The organism is Nocardia sp. NPDC003482, from assembly GCF_053588115.1.
Map to the genome: position 1 here is coordinate 1 of NZ_JBSFPI010000008.1, position 17,817 is coordinate 17,817.

25 protein-coding genes are annotated in these 17,817 nt (G+C 67.0%); 22 read left to right on the forward strand and 3 right to left on the reverse strand.

The window, feature by feature from the left end; genetic code table 11:
- Nucleotides 1–400: 400 nt before the first annotated feature.
- Nucleotides 401–955, forward strand: coding sequence for an HD domain-containing protein (locus ACWDSJ_RS13850; RefSeq protein WP_450031978.1), 555 nt, complete (start codon nucleotides 401–403; stop codon nucleotides 953–955).
- On the opposite strand, the gene ACWDSJ_RS13855 is transcribed toward ACWDSJ_RS13850, so the two are convergent.
- Together ACWDSJ_RS13855 and ACWDSJ_RS13860 are read right to left on the reverse strand one after the other, a co-directional pair.
- Entirely contained in the window at nucleotides 952–1,422 is a 471-nt protein-coding gene (locus ACWDSJ_RS13855; RefSeq protein WP_450031980.1) for an NUDIX hydrolase, read from the reverse strand. The two genes, ACWDSJ_RS13850 and ACWDSJ_RS13855, sit on opposite strands and share 4 nt — an antisense overlap.
- Nucleotides 1,423–1,429: 7 nt before the next feature.
- Nucleotides 1,430–2,197 (reverse strand): XRE family transcriptional regulator, encoded by a 768-nt coding sequence (locus ACWDSJ_RS13860; protein WP_450031982.1) that lies wholly within the window; start codon nucleotides 2,195–2,197, stop codon nucleotides 1,430–1,432.
- A gap of 145 nt (nucleotides 2,198–2,342) precedes the next feature.
- Between ACWDSJ_RS13860 and ACWDSJ_RS13865 the strand changes: the two genes are divergently transcribed.
- The 17 genes from ACWDSJ_RS13865 (at nucleotide 2,343) to ACWDSJ_RS13945 (ending at nucleotide 13,864) form a co-directional block, all read left to right on the forward strand.
- A complete protein-coding gene (locus ACWDSJ_RS13865) occupies nucleotides 2,343–2,564 on the forward strand; it encodes a helix-turn-helix domain-containing protein (RefSeq protein WP_450031984.1) in 222 nt (73 codons plus the stop codon).
- Nucleotides 2,561–2,833 (forward strand): hypothetical protein, encoded by a 273-nt coding sequence (locus ACWDSJ_RS13870; RefSeq protein ID WP_450031986.1) that lies wholly within the window; start codon nucleotides 2,561–2,563, stop codon nucleotides 2,831–2,833. The genes ACWDSJ_RS13865 and ACWDSJ_RS13870 overlap by 4 nt, the downstream gene beginning before the upstream one ends.
- Nucleotides 2,833–3,285 carry a hypothetical protein gene (locus ACWDSJ_RS13875; protein WP_450031988.1) on the forward strand — a complete coding sequence of 151 codons (453 nt, stop codon included), beginning with the start codon at nucleotides 2,833–2,835 and terminating at the stop codon, nucleotides 3,283–3,285. Before ACWDSJ_RS13870 ends, ACWDSJ_RS13875 begins: the two co-directional genes overlap by 1 nt.
- Nucleotides 3,285–3,437 (forward strand): hypothetical protein, encoded by a 153-nt coding sequence (locus tag ACWDSJ_RS13880; RefSeq protein WP_450031990.1) that lies wholly within the window; start codon nucleotides 3,285–3,287, stop codon nucleotides 3,435–3,437. The genes ACWDSJ_RS13875 and ACWDSJ_RS13880 overlap by 1 nt, the downstream gene beginning before the upstream one ends.
- On the forward strand, nucleotides 3,398–3,847 hold the full coding sequence (locus ACWDSJ_RS13885; RefSeq protein WP_450031992.1) for a hypothetical protein: 450 nt from the start codon (nucleotides 3,398–3,400) through the stop codon (nucleotides 3,845–3,847). The genes ACWDSJ_RS13880 and ACWDSJ_RS13885 overlap by 40 nt, the downstream gene beginning before the upstream one ends.
- Entirely contained in the window at nucleotides 3,844–4,260 is a 417-nt protein-coding gene (locus tag ACWDSJ_RS13890; RefSeq protein WP_450031994.1) for an RRQRL motif-containing zinc-binding protein, read from the forward strand. Before ACWDSJ_RS13885 ends, ACWDSJ_RS13890 begins: the two co-directional genes overlap by 4 nt.
- Nucleotides 4,257–4,907, forward strand: a complete 651-nt coding sequence (locus tag ACWDSJ_RS13895) for an SLOG family protein (protein ID WP_450031996.1) — start codon at nucleotides 4,257–4,259, stop codon at nucleotides 4,905–4,907. Before ACWDSJ_RS13890 ends, ACWDSJ_RS13895 begins: the two co-directional genes overlap by 4 nt.
- Entirely contained in the window at nucleotides 4,904–5,680 is a 777-nt protein-coding gene (locus ACWDSJ_RS13900; RefSeq protein WP_450031998.1) for a hypothetical protein, read from the forward strand. Before ACWDSJ_RS13895 ends, ACWDSJ_RS13900 begins: the two co-directional genes overlap by 4 nt.
- Nucleotides 5,677–7,758: an AAA family ATPase gene (locus ACWDSJ_RS13905; RefSeq protein ID WP_450032000.1), complete on the forward strand. Its 2,082-nt coding sequence runs from the start codon at nucleotides 5,677–5,679 to the stop codon at nucleotides 7,756–7,758. The genes ACWDSJ_RS13900 and ACWDSJ_RS13905 overlap by 4 nt, the downstream gene beginning before the upstream one ends.
- Nucleotides 7,759–7,787: 29 nt before the next feature.
- Nucleotides 7,788–8,291 carry a hypothetical protein gene (locus ACWDSJ_RS13910; RefSeq protein ID WP_450032002.1) on the forward strand — a complete coding sequence of 168 codons (504 nt, stop codon included), beginning with the start codon at nucleotides 7,788–7,790 and terminating at the stop codon, nucleotides 8,289–8,291.
- A 41-nt stretch (nucleotides 8,292–8,332) separates the two neighbouring features.
- Nucleotides 8,333–8,659 carry a hypothetical protein gene (locus tag ACWDSJ_RS13915; protein ID WP_450032004.1) on the forward strand — a complete coding sequence of 109 codons (327 nt, stop codon included), beginning with the start codon at nucleotides 8,333–8,335 and terminating at the stop codon, nucleotides 8,657–8,659.
- Between the two features lie 2 nt (nucleotides 8,660–8,661).
- Complete coding sequence (locus ACWDSJ_RS13920) at nucleotides 8,662–10,116, forward strand: hypothetical protein (protein WP_450032006.1); 1,455 nt, start codon at nucleotides 8,662–8,664, stop codon at nucleotides 10,114–10,116.
- Nucleotides 10,113–11,000, forward strand: coding sequence for a hypothetical protein (locus tag ACWDSJ_RS13925; RefSeq protein WP_450032008.1), 888 nt, complete (start codon nucleotides 10,113–10,115; stop codon nucleotides 10,998–11,000). Before ACWDSJ_RS13920 ends, ACWDSJ_RS13925 begins: the two co-directional genes overlap by 4 nt.
- Nucleotides 10,997–11,818 carry a hypothetical protein gene (locus ACWDSJ_RS13930; protein WP_450032010.1) on the forward strand — a complete coding sequence of 274 codons (822 nt, stop codon included), beginning with the start codon at nucleotides 10,997–10,999 and terminating at the stop codon, nucleotides 11,816–11,818. Before ACWDSJ_RS13925 ends, ACWDSJ_RS13930 begins: the two co-directional genes overlap by 4 nt.
- Complete coding sequence (locus tag ACWDSJ_RS13935) at nucleotides 11,815–12,432, forward strand: hypothetical protein (RefSeq protein ID WP_450032012.1); 618 nt, start codon at nucleotides 11,815–11,817, stop codon at nucleotides 12,430–12,432. Before ACWDSJ_RS13930 ends, ACWDSJ_RS13935 begins: the two co-directional genes overlap by 4 nt.
- A complete protein-coding gene (locus ACWDSJ_RS13940; protein WP_450032014.1) occupies nucleotides 12,429–13,217 on the forward strand; it encodes a DUF2637 domain-containing protein in 789 nt (262 codons plus the stop codon). Before ACWDSJ_RS13935 ends, ACWDSJ_RS13940 begins: the two co-directional genes overlap by 4 nt.
- Before the next feature lie 200 nt (nucleotides 13,218–13,417).
- Nucleotides 13,418–13,864: a hypothetical protein gene (locus ACWDSJ_RS13945; RefSeq protein ID WP_450032016.1), complete on the forward strand. Its 447-nt coding sequence runs from the start codon at nucleotides 13,418–13,420 to the stop codon at nucleotides 13,862–13,864.
- A gap of 97 nt (nucleotides 13,865–13,961) precedes the next feature.
- Here the strand turns inward: ACWDSJ_RS13945 and ACWDSJ_RS13950 are convergent, their stop codons facing one another.
- Nucleotides 13,962–14,129, reverse strand: a complete 168-nt coding sequence (locus ACWDSJ_RS13950; protein WP_450032018.1) for a hypothetical protein — start codon at nucleotides 14,127–14,129, stop codon at nucleotides 13,962–13,964.
- A gap of 38 nt (nucleotides 14,130–14,167) precedes the next feature.
- On the opposite strand from ACWDSJ_RS13950, the gene ACWDSJ_RS13955 reads away from it, so the two are divergent.
- From ACWDSJ_RS13955 to ACWDSJ_RS13970, 4 genes are all read left to right on the forward strand, one after another.
- A complete protein-coding gene (locus tag ACWDSJ_RS13955) occupies nucleotides 14,168–14,563 on the forward strand; it encodes a hypothetical protein (RefSeq protein ID WP_450032020.1) in 396 nt (131 codons plus the stop codon).
- Between the two features lie 1,435 nt (nucleotides 14,564–15,998).
- Nucleotides 15,999–16,547 (forward strand): hypothetical protein, encoded by a 549-nt coding sequence (locus ACWDSJ_RS13960; protein ID WP_450032022.1) that lies wholly within the window; start codon nucleotides 15,999–16,001, stop codon nucleotides 16,545–16,547.
- 43 nt (nucleotides 16,548–16,590) lie between these two features.
- Entirely contained in the window at nucleotides 16,591–17,088 is a 498-nt protein-coding gene (locus tag ACWDSJ_RS13965) for a helix-turn-helix domain-containing protein (protein WP_450032024.1), read from the forward strand.
- Nucleotides 17,085–17,537, forward strand: coding sequence for a DUF6941 family protein (locus ACWDSJ_RS13970; RefSeq protein WP_450032026.1), 453 nt, complete (start codon nucleotides 17,085–17,087; stop codon nucleotides 17,535–17,537). The genes ACWDSJ_RS13965 and ACWDSJ_RS13970 overlap by 4 nt, the downstream gene beginning before the upstream one ends.
- Nucleotides 17,538–17,817 lie beyond the last annotated feature (280 nt).

The following is a 17,817-nucleotide window of genomic DNA, read 5'->3' on the forward strand; positions in this document are numbered from 1 at the left end:
TTTTGAAGGATCACGCGGTGACCACCCTCTACTCGGCTACGACACGCCACCACTTCGCTGGCGTCCGGTCGTACACCATCCTGCTGGACACAACCTGTTTAACCCCCACCTACCCTGGATACACTCCCCATCAAACCGCGCACCCGCCCGAAGGCAGACCGCGGTCCGAGACGTGCCCCCGGCAGGAATCGAACCTGCGACCTAGGGATTAGAAGTTCCTCACCCTCCAACGCTGTGCTGACCTGCGAAAACGCCGGTACGGCAGCTGCATAACGTTACAATCCCTAGGTGCGACGACCGAGCGCAAATGATCTTGCTCGCTGTGTTCGACCCCCTAGCTCTAGAGCAGCGGAGGAGATCTCCCCCCGGATTGTGTTCCTGACTCAGTAGCGTGGGAGCGGTGTGTAACTCTGGCCTTGTCTCCTCGGCGCAGGATCTGGCTCGCCGACACCTCGAAGAGGCCCTGCCACGCCGCTGGAAGCACGTCTCTGGCGTCGCCCGCCAGGGCAGTAGCATTGCCCACGCGTTCAAGGGCGAATGCGATCTTCTGGTCGCGGCCTGCTGGCTGCATGACATCGGATACGCCCCGACGATCGCAACGACCGGGTTCCATCCCCTTGACGGTGCGGTCTTCCTAGGCAGTCAGGGTTGGGATGCACGTATCTGTGCCCTGGTGGCTCATCACTCGTGCGCAATCCGGGAGGCGCGACTACGGCACCTTGAGGATCAGCTGGCGCAGTTCGCCGATGAAGGCTCAGCGATCCGGGACGCTCTCTGGTATTGCGACATGACGACCAATCCCGATGGCGACGAGGTCTCGGTCGACCGGCGCCTCTCTGAGATCTTGGATCGATACGGCGAGGGCAGCATCGTCTATAGGTTCATCCAGGACGCGAAGCCCGACCTCCTGCAGTCGGTTGTCGCTACCGAACGTCGGCTGCGGAGAGTCGGTTAGCCGATGTAGGGCTGGTCGAGATTCGCGAAACCATGGTCGATCCGAAGACGAATCGAAGGATGGATCTCGAAGGAGTCGAGATCCTGCTGACTTACCCACCGTACCGATGGCGATTCTGGACTGGTGTGCAGCTGCCCGCCGATCGGCTCAGCGCGGAAGCATATCGAGAACTGTTGCCGCACTTCGCCATTCGTATAAGCCATCAGATGGTGCGGATCCGTGTACAGGCCGACGAGGCCCGTTACGCGGATCTCGATTCCTGTTTCCTCGCGCGTCTCTCTGACCGCGGTTTCCGCAATGTACTCGCCGAAGTCCTGGCCGCCACCGGGTATGGCCCAGAGCCCGTTGTCACTGCGCTGGATGAGCAAGACTTGGTTCCGATCGTTGCGGACGAAAGCCGTGGCCGCGACGACAATGCTGTTCGGTTTCGGCGCGTTCGGGTCGTTGTAGTACTCGGTTCGTGCCATCTGGCAGTCACGCATCCAGTTCGTTTCGTGTTCGGTCGACGTAGGGCTTCGCGGTGCGCCACACGTCGTTGAAGCTCTGGGTGTAGACGTCGAAGAGGCTACCTTCGGAGAGTTGCCGGATATGCATCGCGGGAGCGTGCGGTGCCATTCGCCCGTGGACGTGCATGTTGACGATCATCTGGTTGTCGAAACGGAAGATCGAGTTGTACAGCGTGGTGGCATGGAGCCGGAACTCGATGCCGGGTTCCCCCAGGACTGGCCCGAAGAACGCCAACACGTTGCGGATCTTTGCCGCGATGGCGCCCTTGCCGATCTGTTCCTCCTCCGTGCGGCGCCTCACCGCTGCGGAGGCCGGATCACCCAGCATCATCCGAATGCTGGTGCCTCGCTGCGCTTTCTGCTGAAGCTGCTTCAGCAGTGCGGTGTCGTCAGTCAGGAACATCCCCGCATAGACGAGGATGTCCAGTTGCTCGGTGGCGCCGTCGAACAGTTCGAGCCACAGGTCCCGGGGAATCTCGTGCCGGTGAGGGTAGACGGCTACAACTTCCGAACGGGCGACTTCCGCCGACCGTCCAGGTGTTGAAGCCTCCGGCCATAGGAATGACTCGGACTCCTTGACCAGGGCCGCGATCTCGTAGCGATGCCGGGGGTAGGGGATCCGGCCATTTCGCACCCATCGCTCGACAGTCTTGGTGCTGACCTGAAGCTTCTCCGCCGCCAGTTGGGGAGTAATCCCGTTCCGGAGCAACGCGTCACGCAGTCGATCGTTGGGCATGTGTTCCCCTCTCGGGACGTCTATGCACATCTTAGGTCGATGAAGACGTCCTTACAAGTACTGCTGTGTCGTGATGTCGTCCCATCCATTGCGGTGAATCTACCTGTGTCCCAACGAGTTCTGATGTTGCACAGGAAGGTGGCTCATGGAGGCATACGGCGGATTGAAAGCGGAGAGGTCGCTTCCGTGCGATTTGATCCCGCTGCGGGAGGCTGCGGCGCTCGGCGGTGTTCACCCGAAGACCATCAGGCGCTGGATCAGTTCCGATCTCCTGAATGGATATCGCCGCGGACCGCGGCTCATCTACGTCAGTCGTAGCGAGCTGCTGGATTTGGCGCAGCCCTTGGACGCCGGCGGTGTGGCATGAGTACCCCCTCGGAAAGGGCCTTGCAGGCGCGGATTGCGGCGCATGAGTCGTGGGCGAAGACGCCCGATCGCGCCGAGCGGACGGCGAAGGCTCGCGCGGCGATGGCGAGCAAGTTCGAGCGTCTGGTCGATCCGGACGGGCTGCTGAGCCCGGAGGAGCGCGCGTACCGCGCCGAGCAGTTGCGGAAGGCGCACTTCACGCGGTTGGCGTTGAGGTCGGCTCAGGCCCGGCGGAAGCGGTGCCGCAATCCCCGCAAGGGGGTGGCGTGATGAGCGCGGACGAGTCGTTGCACGATCCCGCGGACTTGTTGGACGAGTTGGACGCGATCATTCGCGAGCAGGAGTTGTTGCGGCAGAGGGCGATCGCGTTGGCGGCCCGGTATCGGGCTCTGAAGCCGCACGGCGAGCGGTTCGACAAGCCGGGGCCGGTGGTGGGGGTGCCCGAGGAGTTCGGTCGCGTGAATGTCGATTTCGCGGCGCAGGACGTTCAGGAGGCCGCGAAGGAGATGGTCTACGTATCGCGGTGGTTCGGCCTTGCACACAACTACGCCGCATTGGTGCGGGAGTACCCGCGGCCCGAGCGTGAGCAGGCCGACCGGGCGCAGGTGGAAGAGCGGGTGCGTGCGGGGTATCAGCGGATCGCCCGGTCCAATGCTCTGGCCGACTACCGGCCGGACCGCGGTCAGGTCGATCGGGGCGAGGCCGATCGGGGTGAGCGGTGATGCGGCTCGCGACGGAGATCCTGGCGATTCCGCTGATTCTGGCGGTGCTGCTGTGCATCTGGTCGCCCAGTACCGGGCTGGCGGTGGTGTTCCTGATGGTGGGGTGGGCGGCGTGGCGTCGGCGCCCGCGGCGATCGGGGGCGCGGCGATGAGCGAGGTCGAGCACTTCTACTTCACCTACCACCCCCAGACCGGGGAGCCGATCGGCGTGTTCGACGCCTGGCGGCAGCCGCCGCGGCGCACGGACGGGTTCGGGCCGGTGATACCGAGTCCGCTGGCCGTGCAGATCCCCTTCGGGACACAACAGCCGCGTCAGCGTCCGGTCGCGGTGGCGTCGGGCACGTCGGCACGGGCGTATCTGTGGCTCGCCGCCGCGGTGTTCGCCGCGGGGCTGTTCGCGGGCTGCGTCCTGTTCGGCAGCCGCAACCCGGAGGCGCCGACGGTGGTGGTCTGCCAGGCCCCGAACTCGTACCCGTTCGCGCCGCAGTCCAACAGTGCGCCCGCCAATTGCGCACCGGTGCACACGGTTTCGGTGCCTTCCAGGCAGGAAGTGGGCCGGTGAGCGAAGGGATTCCGACCTATCGGTGGCGGATGGCGCCGCAGCATCTGCGGACACGTCGCCAGCTCGCCGCGGAGGGGTTGCGGCCGAACGGTCAGGACATCGCGGGCCGGTTGCCGTACCGGCGGTGGGGTCGTGAGTACGTGGCGTTCCTGTTCGACCGCGGCTTGAGCGCGCCGAAACGGCCCCCGACCCAGGCTCAGTTGGAGGCGCTGGCGAAGGCCACCCGGGAGCGGCAGCTCCGGGCCGCCGAGCGTCAAGGAATCGACCGCAGCGAATTCGAGCAGACCGTCGAAGAGCACGAATCGCACTGGGGCGCATCGTCTGTCGCTGCCCTGGTGGGTCACGTGAGCACCGGCAACGCCGTGGCTGACGCGCTCGCACGCGGCCGAGAACGGGAGGGGTGGGAGCGATGAGGACTCGCCGGATTCTGATTACCGGGTCTCGGAACTGGGATGACCCTGCTGTGATCCGGACGGCGCTGGCAACCGTATGGGCGCCGGATGCGGTGCTGGTGAGCGGCGCGAATCCGCACGGCGCGGATGCGTTGTGCGAGGCGTGCTGGTCGCATTGGGGTGGGCACGTCGAGCGGCATCTGGCCGACTGGGACCGTTTCGGCACGTCGGCAGGGCTTCGCCGGAACGCCCAAATGGTGCAGCTGGGAGCGGATGCGTGCCTGGCCTTCATCCGAGACAACTCCCGCGGCGCCACCCATACCGCCGATCTCGCCGAAGAGGCAGGCATTCCCACCCAGCGGATTCACTGGACGCGAGATATCGCCTCCGGTCGCAATCCGGCCCATCAGGAAAGCAGCATCGTGCGGCCGCCGATACCTACGCCGATGTTGCGGATTCCGCATCTGGCCGAGGCCGCTAAACGGCATGGGACCGAGGAACGAGTGATCTGGGTCGACGCTCCCACGCCCGAGGTGAAGACCCCGGGCCGCACGGTGGGGCAGTGGCTCAGGTCCGGTGAACGACTCGCCGATTTCACCGCGGGTGCAAGCAACGCCGTCGCCGACGCGATGGCCCGCGACACCGAACGGGAGGGGGCCGAGCGATGAGCGTGCGGTTTTCGGCGCGGGACATGACCGTGTTGACGATCCTGGCCGAGATGTACGGCGCGCCTTTGGATTTGGTGGCATCGATGCTGGGTGTGAGCCGGTCACGGGCGTATCGGATCGTGGCGAAGTGGCAGCGGGCGCACATGATCAGCGGCAACCGTGTGCGGCCGGTGCCCGGGGCGATGTGGGTGTACCCGACCAGATCGGCGTGCGAGGCCCTGCTGGATCGACCGGTGCGGCACTGGGTGCCCACCCCGAAGATGGCCGCGCACACCCTGGCCGTGCTGCAACTGCGGCTGGCGCTGACCGGCCTGGACCTCGAACGCTGGATCTCCGAACGGACACTGCGCAGCGAGTCCGGCCTCACCAAGGCGGGCGAGCCGCGCCCGCACATCCACGACGGCCGCTACCTCACCAGCGCCGGTGACCTGTGGGCGGTCGAGGTCGAACTGACTGCGAAAAGCATTGCCGCCGCCCGGAATTCGGTCGCGCAGGCTTTGCACGTCGCGAGGCAGGCCGGATGCGCCGGGTTGACCTACTACTGCCGCGGTGACGCGGTGAAGACCGTGATCCGCGCCGCGGCGGCGGATGTGGATCTGACAGCCGGGCCGCCGATGCGGTTGGCCGATCTGGACGAGGTGCTGGCCGAGCGGCACTCCGAAACGTCCTCTCCCGCTTCGCGTCCCGGTCTTCGGGTGATCGCGGGCGGCGCCGCCGATCACGGCAACTCCTTGGACTCGGATTCGCGCGATGGAAAGGCGCTCAGCTCATGACCTGCTCCCCGATGATCACCCCCGACGACTGCACCACCACCACGACTACACCGCCTGTGCCGCCTCCGCCGACGGTGACCGAGCAGCCCGGCATCGTCGTGCATCGGGAGATGCCGCCGATCGGGATCAAGCACGACCCGCTCGGATGGTTGCCGGACTTCAGCGCGTGGTCGTGGGACAGCATCGGCCACGGCGCGCTGTTGGGGGCGGCGTGTCTGGTCGCGGTCGGGTTCGGTGTGGTCGCGATCCTGACCCCCTCCACCCTGTTGGGCTGGAAACCGGCCCGGCTGCGGAACTGGTTGTTCGCGTCGGTGTTGGCGATGCCGGGCGCGGCGGCGTTGTGGGCGTGGGACGTTCTGACCCCGGTCCGTGACTTCGCCGAGGCCGCCCACGAATTCGTCACCGGACAGTTCGTGGCCGGGCTGTTCGGGATGGCGCCAATGTTGATTCCGGCCGCGTGGGTGACCGCGACCCTGATCCACACCCGTTGGCGGGTGCAGTTGGCGACGGTCGGCGCACGCAACCCGGTCCGCACCGAACGCGCGTTGTGGGTGCAGGCGCAGCGTGAGCAGCGGGCCGCGGCGCGGCTGTCGCGGCGACGGCTGCCCTACACCACCGGCGGGCTGTCCCCGGAATTGGTGATCGGCCGGTTGGCGGTGGAGACCGACCAGGCCCCGCCGAAGTCGATGACCCGGATGTTGTTGGGGCGCACGGAGACTCGGCTGATTTTGCCGTGGATCAACGTCGCCGAGCACATGACCTCGGTGGCGTCGTCCGGGTCGGGCAAGACCACGCTCATGCTGCGGGTTTTGGTGTCGTGGTTCGTGACGACCTGGACGCGGCATCGGCAGTGGTGGCGCCGCGACCGGCCCGGCCGGCCGTTGGTCGTGGTCGTGGACTGCAACGGTGGCCCGGAGTCCCGCAAGACCGCGGCGCGGATGCGGAAGTGGTTCTCGGCGTTGGGTGTTCGTCCGGAGCGGATCGGGGTCTTCCCCGACGATGTGGCGCTGGACATGTGGAACGCGCCGGTCGACGATCTGCGGTCGATCCTGTCGGCGATGGTGTCCGGCGGCTCCACCCCGACCACCGACACCGAGCGGTACTTCCACGAGATCCGCGAAACCCTCATCCACCTCATCGTCGACGCCCCCGAACGCGTCGACCGGATCAACGGCGTGGCGACCCCGATCGGCGCCAACCCGCCCCGGTCGTGGCTGGAATTCCTGTCCCGGTTCGACGTGGCGAAGCTGTCGCGGCTGTGGGGCGGTGAGCCGGGGGTGACCCCGTGGACCGGTGTCATGGGCGCGGACATGGAGATCGCGTCCACCATCGACGGCAAACAACCCGTCATGAACTCCGCGCGGGCGGAGTTCGCGAACCTGTACCGGTCGCTCGGGTCGGCGTTCGACGGCGAGCGGGAACTCACCGACTTCGACCTGATCTACATCGTGCTCGAAGGCGTGAAGACCCCCGACCGGGCGCGCGCCCAATTCGGGGCGCTGGGAACGATGTTCGAGCAGCTCGCCGACAAGCAGCACGGCCGCGCCTCGCTGATGGTCGTCGACGAATTCAGCGCGGTGTCGGACGGGCGGACCCGCGCGGTGAAGTGGGTGGAGCGGCTGCGCAAGGCCGGGATCGGGTCGTGGTGGATCGCCCAGTCCTGGCAGGGCCTCGGCCACGACGACGACAACCGGGCCGCCCTGGTGGCCGCGGCGTCGGGCGGGAGCCTGCTCGGGCGGTCCACCGACCCGGAGACCCTGGCCAAGGTCTACGGCACCCGCCCCAAATTCGAGCTGTCCCGCAAGCTGATCAGCGGCACCGCCAGCGGCGACGAAGGCAACATCCAACCCTCCGACCAGTTCCTCGTCCCACCGAACCGGCTGCGCGCCATGCAGAAAGGCGACGTGGTCCAGGTCGCCGGAGGCCGCGCCCGCTGGGGCCGAGTCTCCCCCCTCGACGACACCGAACTCGACCGCGTCCGGCCCCTGCCGGGCCTGAGCGAACTCACCGGCCCCGCCAACACCGAGAACACGGATCTGGCGTCGGTGATCGAACTGTCCAAACGCCGTCCGGCGTGAAACCCACTGTGCGACAAGGAGATATCAGTATGGCTTTCCCGAACCCGATCGACCCCGAAGACCACGGCGAGGAGCTGGGCGGGCGCAGCGCCGCCGAGCAGGCCCACGAACAACAGGTGCTCGACGCGTTCACCGCCGACCTCGCCGACACCCCCGCCGCGGCGCTGGCCGCCCAGTTGGTGCCGGTCGTCCCGGACGGCGGCGTGGTCGGCCGCGCCGTCGCCCCGCACGTGTCCCGGATCACGAAAACCCGTGACACCCTGCGCATCTGGGGTCCGGCCGTCGCCACCACCGCCGGAGCGGCCGCCGCGGTCGCGATGCTGCCCCTGCCGGGTGAGGTGGTGCTGTACGTGCTCGCGCTGGCCGCATTCGCGTGGTGGCACTGCGCCGGACGACCCGGCGTCGTCGACACCGCCCGCATGGCCGCCTACAGCGCCACCAACACCTACACCCGGCTGCGTGCCCAGGTGACGCGCCTCGCTGAACGCCGCGGCGCCTACGAGGCGCGCCGCACCGACCCCGGATCGCAGTAGACCCGGTTATGTAACCGCCATCCATCCGAAAGGAACGAAACATGTTGCCGGAGAATCAAATACGAGCATCGGAGAAGCCCGACTTCCTGGTCTCTCCGTGTCGACGAGGGCTGCCGCAGGCACCGACGCCCGCGCAGGTCGACACCGCGCGCGGCTACCTGCGGGCCTGTGTCGAACAGCACCCGGACTGGATCCAGGAACACACCGCCTGGGTGGACACCCTGTCCGACGGTGACGTCGTCGCCTACGCGCTGCGGTTCTGGCCGCAGGGCTGGAACGACTTCTGCAACTACTTCGCCCACGACATCCGCAACACCGAAACCGTCACCGCGGTCAGCGGCGGCGACACCACCGAAAGCGAGCTCTGATCATGTCCGATCGCAGTGTCGAAGACGAAATCCTCACCGAGGCAAGCCGATTCGGTTCGGCGATGGTGGCCGCGGTCCAACGCCACGCCCAGGCCGCGAACTGGCTGGAGCGGCGCCGCGCCCGCCGCGACATCTCCCGGCTGGTCCGGGACGAACGTCGGCGGGAGGAGCGGTTACGCGCTCAGCACCTGACCTGGACGAATCAGGCGGTCGACCGGTATCGCGCCCACGCCGACGTCGTCGCCCGCCGGGCCACCGATCCGGCCATCGACGGCGAGCAGCGCGCCCGAGACGCCCGCTCGTTGGCCGCCCACCGCGATGACCTGGCAGAGATGTTCGTCGGGAACGAGCGTCTGACCCGCACCGAGCAGGGCATCGCCCTGGACGGGCTGGACGCGGCCACGATGTTCCCCGAGTACAAGACCGGCAACCTGTTCGCCCGCGCGCACAAGGTCAAAGGCATCGAAGCACTGCACTACCGCGCCCGGGTGGCCCGCGAGATCGCCGCGATCCGCGAACGCACCCAAGCCCACCAGCAGCACAGCACCGGCCACGCCCCGCACGTCCCGCGCGAGCAGTATGCTCGCACCGCCGCCGCGCACAACGATCTGGTGATCCGCAACGGCGCACTGGCCGACGAGAACGCCCGACTGACCCGGCAGCTGGCCGAAGTGACCGCCGAGCGTGACGACGAACGCGACGCCAGCGAGGGCTACTGGCAGGACGTGCAGGACCTCGCCGCCGAGCGCAACCGGCTGCAAGCCAAGCTGCAAACCGTCGTGGGCGAATTACGGGCCGAGCTGGCCGCGGAGCGGGCTCGTGGTGATGTCGTCCAGTCCGAAGCCGGGCAAGCCGACAACGAGCTGGAGCGGATGCGCCAGCAGCTCGACGAGGTGACCGCCGAGCGTGACCGGTTGCGCGGCGAACGCGACGAAGCGGTCGCCAAACTCGTCGAGCGCACCCCGCCCCCGCAGCGGTTCGGAAGCCGCGAACGGATCGCCGCCGACGAACGACTCGGCAACACCCAGCCGATCCCCCGCGACCTGATGGCCCGCCTCGACAACGAGTTCGCCCACCGCCTGGCCGAAAAGCGGCGTGCGGGGCGCGAGGAGTCGAACCGGGATTGGAACGAGTTGGTTGGCGAGAACATCTCCAGAGCGCCTGTCCTGCAAGACCTTCCCGAATCGCACATCGCCCGCCGCCAGCTTGGCGAGGTCGAGTGGGCCCAGATGGGCCTCAAGGGCGGCGAGGACGGGAACGAGATCGCCAGCAAGTGGGTCAACGGCGGCGCCGCGAAGTACTGGGCCGAACGCGACGCCGCGCCCGAGCAAGGCGCGCGGCCCGCGCATCGGTCCGCACTCGCCGATCACCAGCCCGGCCGGTCGCCGTTGGCCGACGCGGTCTCCCGCAACGAAGCCGGGCGCAGCGCCGTCGATCGCGATGAGGTCGAACGGTGAGCGCCGCCGAACCGGGTCGGGCGAGCTTCGACGTGGTGGAGGAAGCGCGGATCCTCGCCGAGAAGCTGTCGTTCTACCAGAACGCCGTCGATCAGGCCCCCACGGACCGCGCGTGCGACTTCGCCGCCTATATGCACGACCCCTCCGCCCGGGAAGAGCAGTTCAACATCGAGTACGACCGGTACGAGGCGGAGATGGAATCCGGTCTTCAGAGGGCGCGAAAAGAGTTGCGCGAGTTCACAACTCGGTATCGCGCCGAGTTGGGCGAGGGATATCTGCCCTCCGAAGACTCCGGGCCGACCATGCCGGGCGTGCCAGCGCCCGGCATGGCCCCGACCGCGGAACACGGCCGATGGCCCGACACCCCCACAACAACCGATCGAGAAGGAGCCGAACCGATGACCGACACTACCCGCGACGACAACGACGCCACCGAGTCGTGGCCCGAACAGCAGATGCGCGCTGACTTCATGCACGCCCAAGCGTCCTACGGCCGCGACCCGGAGGACTACGACCCCGCCGACGGCGTCGACTACGCCGACTACGCCAGTCGCTGGGTCAACAGCCAGGAGTGGGCCACCGAGTGGCTGTACCTCGAATGCGCCACGGCCGGAGAGCTTTCCGAGCAGCAGGAGCACGAGCTGGGCATCGCGGCCGACCCGCAGTCGCCGGTGCGGGCGCGCAGCCGTGAGCAGGTCCGGTATATCGCCGAGCACGGCATCGAGCGCGACGCGGACGGGTTTTTGACCTCGCACTACGTCACCCGCGTCGATGAGCGCGAGGCCGAACTCGCGGCGGCGCCGCTGGCGGACTACCGGCCCGGCCGCACTCTGGCCGATTCGCTGGCCCGCACCGACACCGAGCGGGACGGGGCCGAGCGATGAACGTTCACGAGATCACGTCCACCTGCACGACCTGTGAGGGTGCGATCAGCTGGATCCCGTGCCCGACCGGCGGATGGTGGGCACACGAGGAACACCCCGCCGACGATCACGACGCCACTTCGTCGACCCACGTCATCGAGGAAATCGACGATCACGGCCACTGGATCACCACCGGAATCGAGAACGAGCCTTCGGCGACGGTGTCGGTCACCGCGGCGTCGGTCACTGAATCGGCGTCCCGTTTGCCGGATTGGGCGCCGATGTATGAAGACCCGCGGCTGAGCAGGCTCCATGCGGACCGCGTCGCCGAGGCGGGAGCGCCGGATCTCACCGATCCGCAGCACTATCTGGACCAGGGCGCGTCCATCGAGGAAGCCGAGATGCGCGCCGACTACGCCTTGGCCTTCCAGATGCGCGAAGACGCCGCACGAGCTGAAAGTTCTTCGGAGAGGGCCAGATTCGCGGCATCCGCAGCTCGAATGCGGCGGCTGGCAATTGCTCCTGAAATCCGGGCCGAGTGGGCGCGGCTCGACGCCGCGGTGACCGGCTGGACCCAGGACCCGCGGGCGATGCGGCGGCAGGACCGCATCGACGCCGGGCACGCCGACCACGAGGCACCGATGCTGCCCATCGACGAACGCACCGACATCCAGGCCCGCGAACTCACCGGACACGCACCCTGGCTCACCCGCGACCAGAGCACGGACCGCAGGCCGAACCGAGAGGACGCCGCCGCGTCCCCGTTGGCGGACCACGCTGCGGGCAACGCGGTGGCTTCGTCGCTGGCGAACGTCGAGCGTGAGGAGGTGGAGCGGTGAACACCCGCGCTGTCGAGACGACGATGCCCGCCGCGCCACCGGCCTACGACCCCGACAACGATCTCAGCGCCCCGATGTCGGTGGCCGCGCGCCTGCGGATCATCGGCACCGAGGCCGAGGGCCGGGAGTTCCTGCGTGCCCAGCAGCTCGACCTCGACGGGCTGCGGGAGGTCGCCGACGACCTCCTGCTGACCCGCGTGGACAAGCTGAGCCAGGCCGAACTCGAACGCCGCGTACTCAAGCAGGCGATCGGCGCCCGCCGCAAATTCGAGGGACTGCGCACCGGTTGGCGAGCCGACCTCATCGAGCGGCCCGCGAACCCGGCACCCGAACAGGGTGAGTCGTCCGGCGGGCTGGAGGAGCGGTTGACCGCGGCGCATCAGCGGATCGCCGAACTGGAGGAACAGCTCGCTGCCGTGACCGCCGAGCGAGACGCCGCCCAGTACGAGGCCGCGCAGCTGGAGGACCGTAACCGGGAGATGGCCAGCGACCTGGACGACGCGCTGGATCAGCTGTCCGGGCACGCCCTGCACGCCGAGCAGGAACGCCTCGTGCACCCGTCGACGTGGAGCCCGTGGACCGCCTCCGCCGACCGGGAGGGGTTCCACCGATGAACCCGTCCACTCGTGTCAACCCGCTGTCCACCGGTGTCAACCGGGTGTCAAGCGGGCGGTTCGATCTCGCGGAACTGACCGCGATGCTGATGACGATCGTCATCGGCGCGGGCGCGTTCGCGTGGTCGTTCGCCGCGCTGACCGAGCTGTCCGCGATGGCCGGGATCACGCCGCGGCTGGCGTGGGCCGGGCCGATCTTCGTCGACGGCGCGATCGTCCAGTCCGCCGTCGCGCTGGTCTCGCTGCAACGCCGCGCCCGCCAGAACATCGTCATCCCGGCCGGAACCCGCTGGTTCTTCTGGGGCGAGTTGTTCGCCGCCGAGCTGATCAGCGTCGTCGGAAACGGCCTGCACGCTGCGGAATCCGGGCAACGCGTGCTGCCCGCGACGATCGCGGCGTGCGTGGCCGGAGCGGCGCCGCTGTTCGGGTTGGCCGCCACCCACGGCCTCACCGCGCTCATCGAGATCCCCCGCCAGCCGCACCCCGACCCCGCGCAGGAGTTGACACCGGTTTACGCCGCCTCCACACGGGTGGACAGCGGTTCGACACCGGTAGACAGCGAGTTGACAGCGCTGGACACCGGGTGGACAGGCGACCGCGCACCGGTTGACAGCGACCCGGTGGCCGACCGGGACACCGAAATCCTTCGCCGCCACGCGGCCGGGGAATCGACCCGCGCGATCGGTGCCGCGGTCGGGTTGTCCCACGCCCGGGTCGCGCAGATCATCGCCGCCGCCAACACCGACGACGACGGAGACGAGGAGGTACTCAGCCTGGTTCGCTGACCGATAGCCCGGTGGCGCGGGAAGGGTGTGGAGCGGTCCCTCCCGCGTCAAGGACACACCGTGTCGCCGAAGGCGATGACCCTACCGGGCCACCCTGGACACGCGAGCCTCTACCGCCCCACGGGCACAGGCACTTCGAAGGGCAGGCAGTGAGCCTGCCCCCCGATTCCCTTCCACCTCGAAACCCCTTGGGAGACACCATGACCAACGCCCTGACCGACCTGGACCAGATCAACGCCGAACTGATGGGCGCCGGAGCCCGCAACCCGTTCGGCAAGGACGTGCAACCCGGCACCGACGTGTCCGGCGAAATCGTCGCGGTCGTGCGCCGCCACCGTCACAACAGCCAGGGCCAGCCCCTCTACTGGGTCAACCGCAAACCGATGCCCGCGGCCAGCGGAGACCCGGTGATCGATTCGCAGCTCATCCTGGAAACCGGCGCCCGCGACGACGACCAGGACGACGGCCTGCGCGCGGTCACCCTCGACCGCGACGTGATGCGCGCCATCAGCACCGGCATCCGCCGCGCCCGCGTCAACGGGGTCGCCCTCGGCGGCCGGATCGAGGGCCTGCTGTACGTCGGCCCCGCCGAGACCGGCTACGGCCGCGTCTACGACCTCGGCGCCTACATCCCGCCCGCGGCGTAGCGGGCCGCACACCCTGCCGAAGCCCTCAACCCGTTACTCGGGTGGGGGGCTTTGTCGTGTTCGCGGTCCGGGCTTCGCGGCACTCGTCGGGTATGGATCAGTCCGCCGGGAGAAGGTCTCGAACGCACATGCTGAAGGGGTACCGGCCAGGCGCATCGTCAACGGATTGGATGAGCACGCGCTCGTCGTCTTCGCCGAGTTCGACCACTTCGAACACCGATACGCCGTGCGGTCTGATGCGTACCCGCGAACCGATTTCCAGCACACGTCAACAATAACCGCCTGCCGAGCTACCATTCGAATATGTGTTCGAACCCGGGGGTTGTGTCGGGGGAGGGCAAGCCGGTACCGCGCACCGAAGGTACCGCGCCGCGTCCGCGGTATCCGGACGGGCTGGGTTACTACCACCGCACCCTGACCGAGGACCCCTCACCGGTGTGGGTGCGGTTGGACGCGCTGTGCCTGCGCGATCCCGGCACACCACGGCACGTGAACGGGGCTGGGGTGGACATGACCGGGGAGCGGCCGGGCCGCCTCACCCACTGGATCCCCGCCGAAAGCGGGGAATGGATGGGGCTAGTCAGCTACTCGATTGCCTACGGTGACGGCCGTCCGCCCTTGCACCTGACCGGTCAACTCGTGCCCGCGTATGCGCTGCGCCCGCGCGCTGTTCCACCGCGGCGATCGAGAACGGGATAGGGCCAGCCCCCGTTGCGACCGTGGAAGCGCGATCGACGTGTCGTGCTCTCGGCTGGGCTACGTCCGGCTCTTCGGCATCATCTCGCCCAACCTTTCCCCGGCCCTTCCTCCGAAGGCTTGTTCTGCCAGGACGGCGGGTTGCTCAAGGGTGGCCGTAGGCCATCGCCGAAGGCGACGCGACGTAGGAGCGCCCTTGAACAACCCGCTGGCCGGGGCACACAATGTCCGGCCGAGGAAGGGCCTCTCTCGCGGTTCGGCATTGTTGATCAGTGTTCGCCTTGTCGGCTCTCGCAGGCGCGAAAAGCGGACCAAAATGTAGCGAATAAGTAGCACACGGGTGTGCTACTTATTCGCGTTCTCGACCACCACCCCAACCCGCCCGTGACCTGCGGTGAAGGGCATGATTTCTGCTCACTCCCCACCCCCGCCCCGTCCGACATCTCATACCCACTTCGTGTGCACGAGATGTCGGACGGGGCGGGGGTGGGGAGCAATCAGAAATCAAAAAGATCAAGAAGAGAGGGTTGGGGTGGTGGTCGAGAAAAAGAGAAGTGGTTGTGTTGGGTGGGCAGCGGAAAGTTTGCGAGTGAGTTACTTTGGGGAACGGTGGCGGTGGTGTCGTTGCCTGCGTCGGCTGCGGTCTACTGCACGCGGCTTTGCGTGGTGAATGGTCTGGCGTAGTGCGTGCTGCGTGAGTTCGGGGGAAGCGCGGTCCGAGCCCGCGGAAGAACTTCCACGGCCTTCGGCCGTGTGCCCCTGGGTGGTGGCGCCTGCATTGTGATCGCGCGCCCCTCCAGCCTCAAGGGCGCCTACGGCGTCGCCTTCGGCGATGGCCTGGCGGCCACCCTTGACCCTGGAGCCTCTACGCGCGAAGAGCAGGCGCTAAGGGGCAGGCCGGTGGCCTGCCCGGTGAATGGCGCACGCGCCACCACCCAGGGGCAAAAGAACCCGCCGACCCGGCGGTTGGTCTGGGCGCAGGCGGGGAGAAGCAGAGCCGCAGCTGTGCGCGCGTTCCCAGTTGCGGCAACCCGACGGAATCGGAAACAGCAACCGAACAGCAAAGCTGGAGCGTCATCGCTCGGATCGGCTGCGGAGCGTCCTGTATACTTGTTCGTAATACGGCGGTTGCGGGTTCGAGTCCCGTCAGCTCCACTTCGAGGGGCTGAAGCTCAAAGGCAGAGCAGCCGTACTGATCGGAAGGACAAGGAGGAGGCGTGCGCGCCTCCTCCTTCTTTGTTCTCATAGGTTCGGGGCGACCCTGCATCAAGATCACAACAATCCGGCCCAGACGAAGAGGCGGCCAGCAATTCGCGGCAAAAAAGCCGCGACTCTGAAACGTCAAACTCGCTGTTAGACGGGTGGATCCGACCGTACTTGTCAGTCGTCCGGCGATGCTTCGACACAGCGTGAACGAGCCTGTACAGGCTGGGGGCGAGTGTCGAGTGTGTTCTCGTGCCGATTCGCCCGTCGACCAGCAGGCAAGTCGATATCCTCGACGGGTGCGATCGCGAAGTATGGGGTGATGGTGCGGCGCGGACAACCTGATAAGGCATCCAAGGCGTGCCATGGCGGCTGCTCGTGGGTCAAGCTTCCAGCGTTCGTCGAGGAGTTGCGCCAGCTCGACGAGGACGATGTCGTGGCAGGCCAGTACTTCAGTCGGCTGATGATACGTGCCACACGCGGAGGGATCGGGCCGGAGGATTACCGGGCGCCGGAAGGACTCAGCCTGCGTCAGGTCAACAAGCCGTGGATCGCAGCCTTCGCCACCGATGGACCAACCATGCAGCATCGCCTGTACTGGGGGGAAGCGCCGGAAGACCAGCCATCGCTGGTGGCGTGCGGCGTGGGATCGAAGCCCTTCGGTTCCCGCGTTCCCCGGCACATCTGGAGAAGCGCGCAGGACAGCCACATCAACACGGCTATCAGCCGCCTGCGCTCATGGTGTAGGCGCAACGGCTACACCTACCGTAAGCTGCGAGAATGACGAAACGGTTGCAGCTGCCGCAACCGCGATGGGAGCATTGAGCATGGGGTTTCCACGCAAGCGCCGACACAAGAAGACCGACCGCGCTTTGGCTGCAGCGCTGGCTGACGCAGAGTTCCAGTTGAAGGACGACCTGGTCGCGGCTCGTAAAGCTGCGGGCTTGGATCAGAAGGACGTCGCCGAGATCATGGGCGTCGACAAGAGCACCGTCTCACGGTTCGAGCGCCTAGACTCCAACCCTACTCTTTCGATGATCCGGTACTACGCCCACGCGGTAGGCGTTCTCGTCCATTACAAGGTCGATCCCGGTACCACAGCTGAGACTCCTGAACCGGCGGCAACTCCCCCAAGTCTCGGGCAGTGGTACGTGACTCATATGTCGGAGGTTATTCCGGTGCTGCACGAGCAGTTCTCTGAAGGCGTCCCCGTCAGGGAGATTGTCGCAGAATTTGGGTCAGGGTTCTCACGCCCTGCGCTAGGCACGCAAGCATCCGGTGATGCTCGCACCCTTGTCCCCGTGGTAATACAGGCCCTCCAGTGAAGCTTACCGTTCTCGTCGCAGACAGTGCACAAGCGGATCCGTCGAGCGGAAAAGTCCATACTCTGGGCTTGGGCTGGGACCTTGTTTCGACGCCGACCCCGCCGATGTCTCTTGTGATCTTCTTTACCCCCGACTCTCCTAATCAAGAGCGACTGCCGCGGCAGCTAGAAATCACAGGTAGATTGCTGGACGCAGACGGCACGCCCGCCGAAATCCAGTCGGGCACCCATGTGGGTTTTACTGGGCAATTCGAGACGGAAGAAGAACGTGCCCGCGCAGCAGTGGTGATCAACCTTCCTCAAGGATTCCCGCTGAAGCCCGGCGTGTATAGCTGGGAGATTTGTGTCGAGGAACTAAGCCTTCGTGATGGATGGTGGTTCACGGTGACCGAGCCGCCGAACCCGACCTCCGGTGCTGGAGTATCCTCTGAACCTTCGCGTGGTGCATGAGTTCGCCCGACCGCACGAACCACTCGGTGCCGGGCCGACGCGGACTACTTGTCGTCGGCGTCAGTCACTGACCAGTCGTTGAGGGCGGTCAGCACAGGATTCCGGTCAGTCGGGTCCGAGCAGTACACCTACTACGCGTCTGATGTGCGGTGAAGATTTCAACCGGTGCCGCGGTAGCAATCGAGACGGAATCACGGGACAGACCGCCGCTCTCGGCAAGACGATCCGACAGAGTCGAGATGGCCGTCGGGTTTTGCGTACTTTCTCCTGTTATGCTGGC

Bases quoted from the DNA above. Each gene is read 5' to 3' on its own strand.
- ACWDSJ_RS13860 (WP_450031982.1), bottom strand. From the start codon at position 2,197: ATGCCCAACGATCGACTGCGTGACGCGTTGCTCCGGAACGGGATTACT.
- ACWDSJ_RS13915 (WP_450032004.1), top strand. From the start codon at position 8,333: ATGTTGCCGGAGAATCAAATACGAGCATCGGAGAAGCCCGACTTCCTG.
- ACWDSJ_RS13865 (WP_450031984.1), top strand. From the start codon at position 2,343: ATGGAGGCATACGGCGGATTGAAAGCGGAGAGGTCGCTTCCGTGCGAT.
- ACWDSJ_RS13920 (WP_450032006.1), top strand. From the start codon at position 8,662: ATGTCCGATCGCAGTGTCGAAGACGAAATCCTCACCGAGGCAAGCCGA.
- ACWDSJ_RS13895 (WP_450031996.1), top strand. From the start codon at position 4,257: ATGAGGACTCGCCGGATTCTGATTACCGGGTCTCGGAACTGGGATGAC.
- ACWDSJ_RS13965 (WP_450032024.1), top strand. From the start codon at position 16,591: ATGGGGTTTCCACGCAAGCGCCGACACAAGAAGACCGACCGCGCTTTG.
- ACWDSJ_RS13875 (WP_450031988.1), top strand. From the start codon at position 2,833: ATGAGCGCGGACGAGTCGTTGCACGATCCCGCGGACTTGTTGGACGAG.
- ACWDSJ_RS13900 (WP_450031998.1), top strand. From the start codon at position 4,904: ATGAGCGTGCGGTTTTCGGCGCGGGACATGACCGTGTTGACGATCCTG.
- ACWDSJ_RS13955 (WP_450032020.1), top strand. From the start codon at position 14,168: ATGTGTTCGAACCCGGGGGTTGTGTCGGGGGAGGGCAAGCCGGTACCG.
- ACWDSJ_RS13855 (WP_450031980.1), bottom strand. From the start codon at position 1,422: ATGGCACGAACCGAGTACTACAACGACCCGAACGCGCCGAAACCGAAC.
- ACWDSJ_RS13870 (WP_450031986.1), top strand. From the start codon at position 2,561: ATGAGTACCCCCTCGGAAAGGGCCTTGCAGGCGCGGATTGCGGCGCAT.
- ACWDSJ_RS13905 (WP_450032000.1), top strand. From the start codon at position 5,677: ATGACCTGCTCCCCGATGATCACCCCCGACGACTGCACCACCACCACG.
- ACWDSJ_RS13940 (WP_450032014.1), top strand. From the start codon at position 12,429: ATGAACCCGTCCACTCGTGTCAACCCGCTGTCCACCGGTGTCAACCGG.
- ACWDSJ_RS13945 (WP_450032016.1), top strand. From the start codon at position 13,418: ATGACCAACGCCCTGACCGACCTGGACCAGATCAACGCCGAACTGATG.
- ACWDSJ_RS13880 (WP_450031990.1), top strand. From the start codon at position 3,285: ATGCGGCTCGCGACGGAGATCCTGGCGATTCCGCTGATTCTGGCGGTG.
- ACWDSJ_RS13910 (WP_450032002.1), top strand. From the start codon at position 7,788: ATGGCTTTCCCGAACCCGATCGACCCCGAAGACCACGGCGAGGAGCTG.
- ACWDSJ_RS13930 (WP_450032010.1), top strand. From the start codon at position 10,997: ATGAACGTTCACGAGATCACGTCCACCTGCACGACCTGTGAGGGTGCG.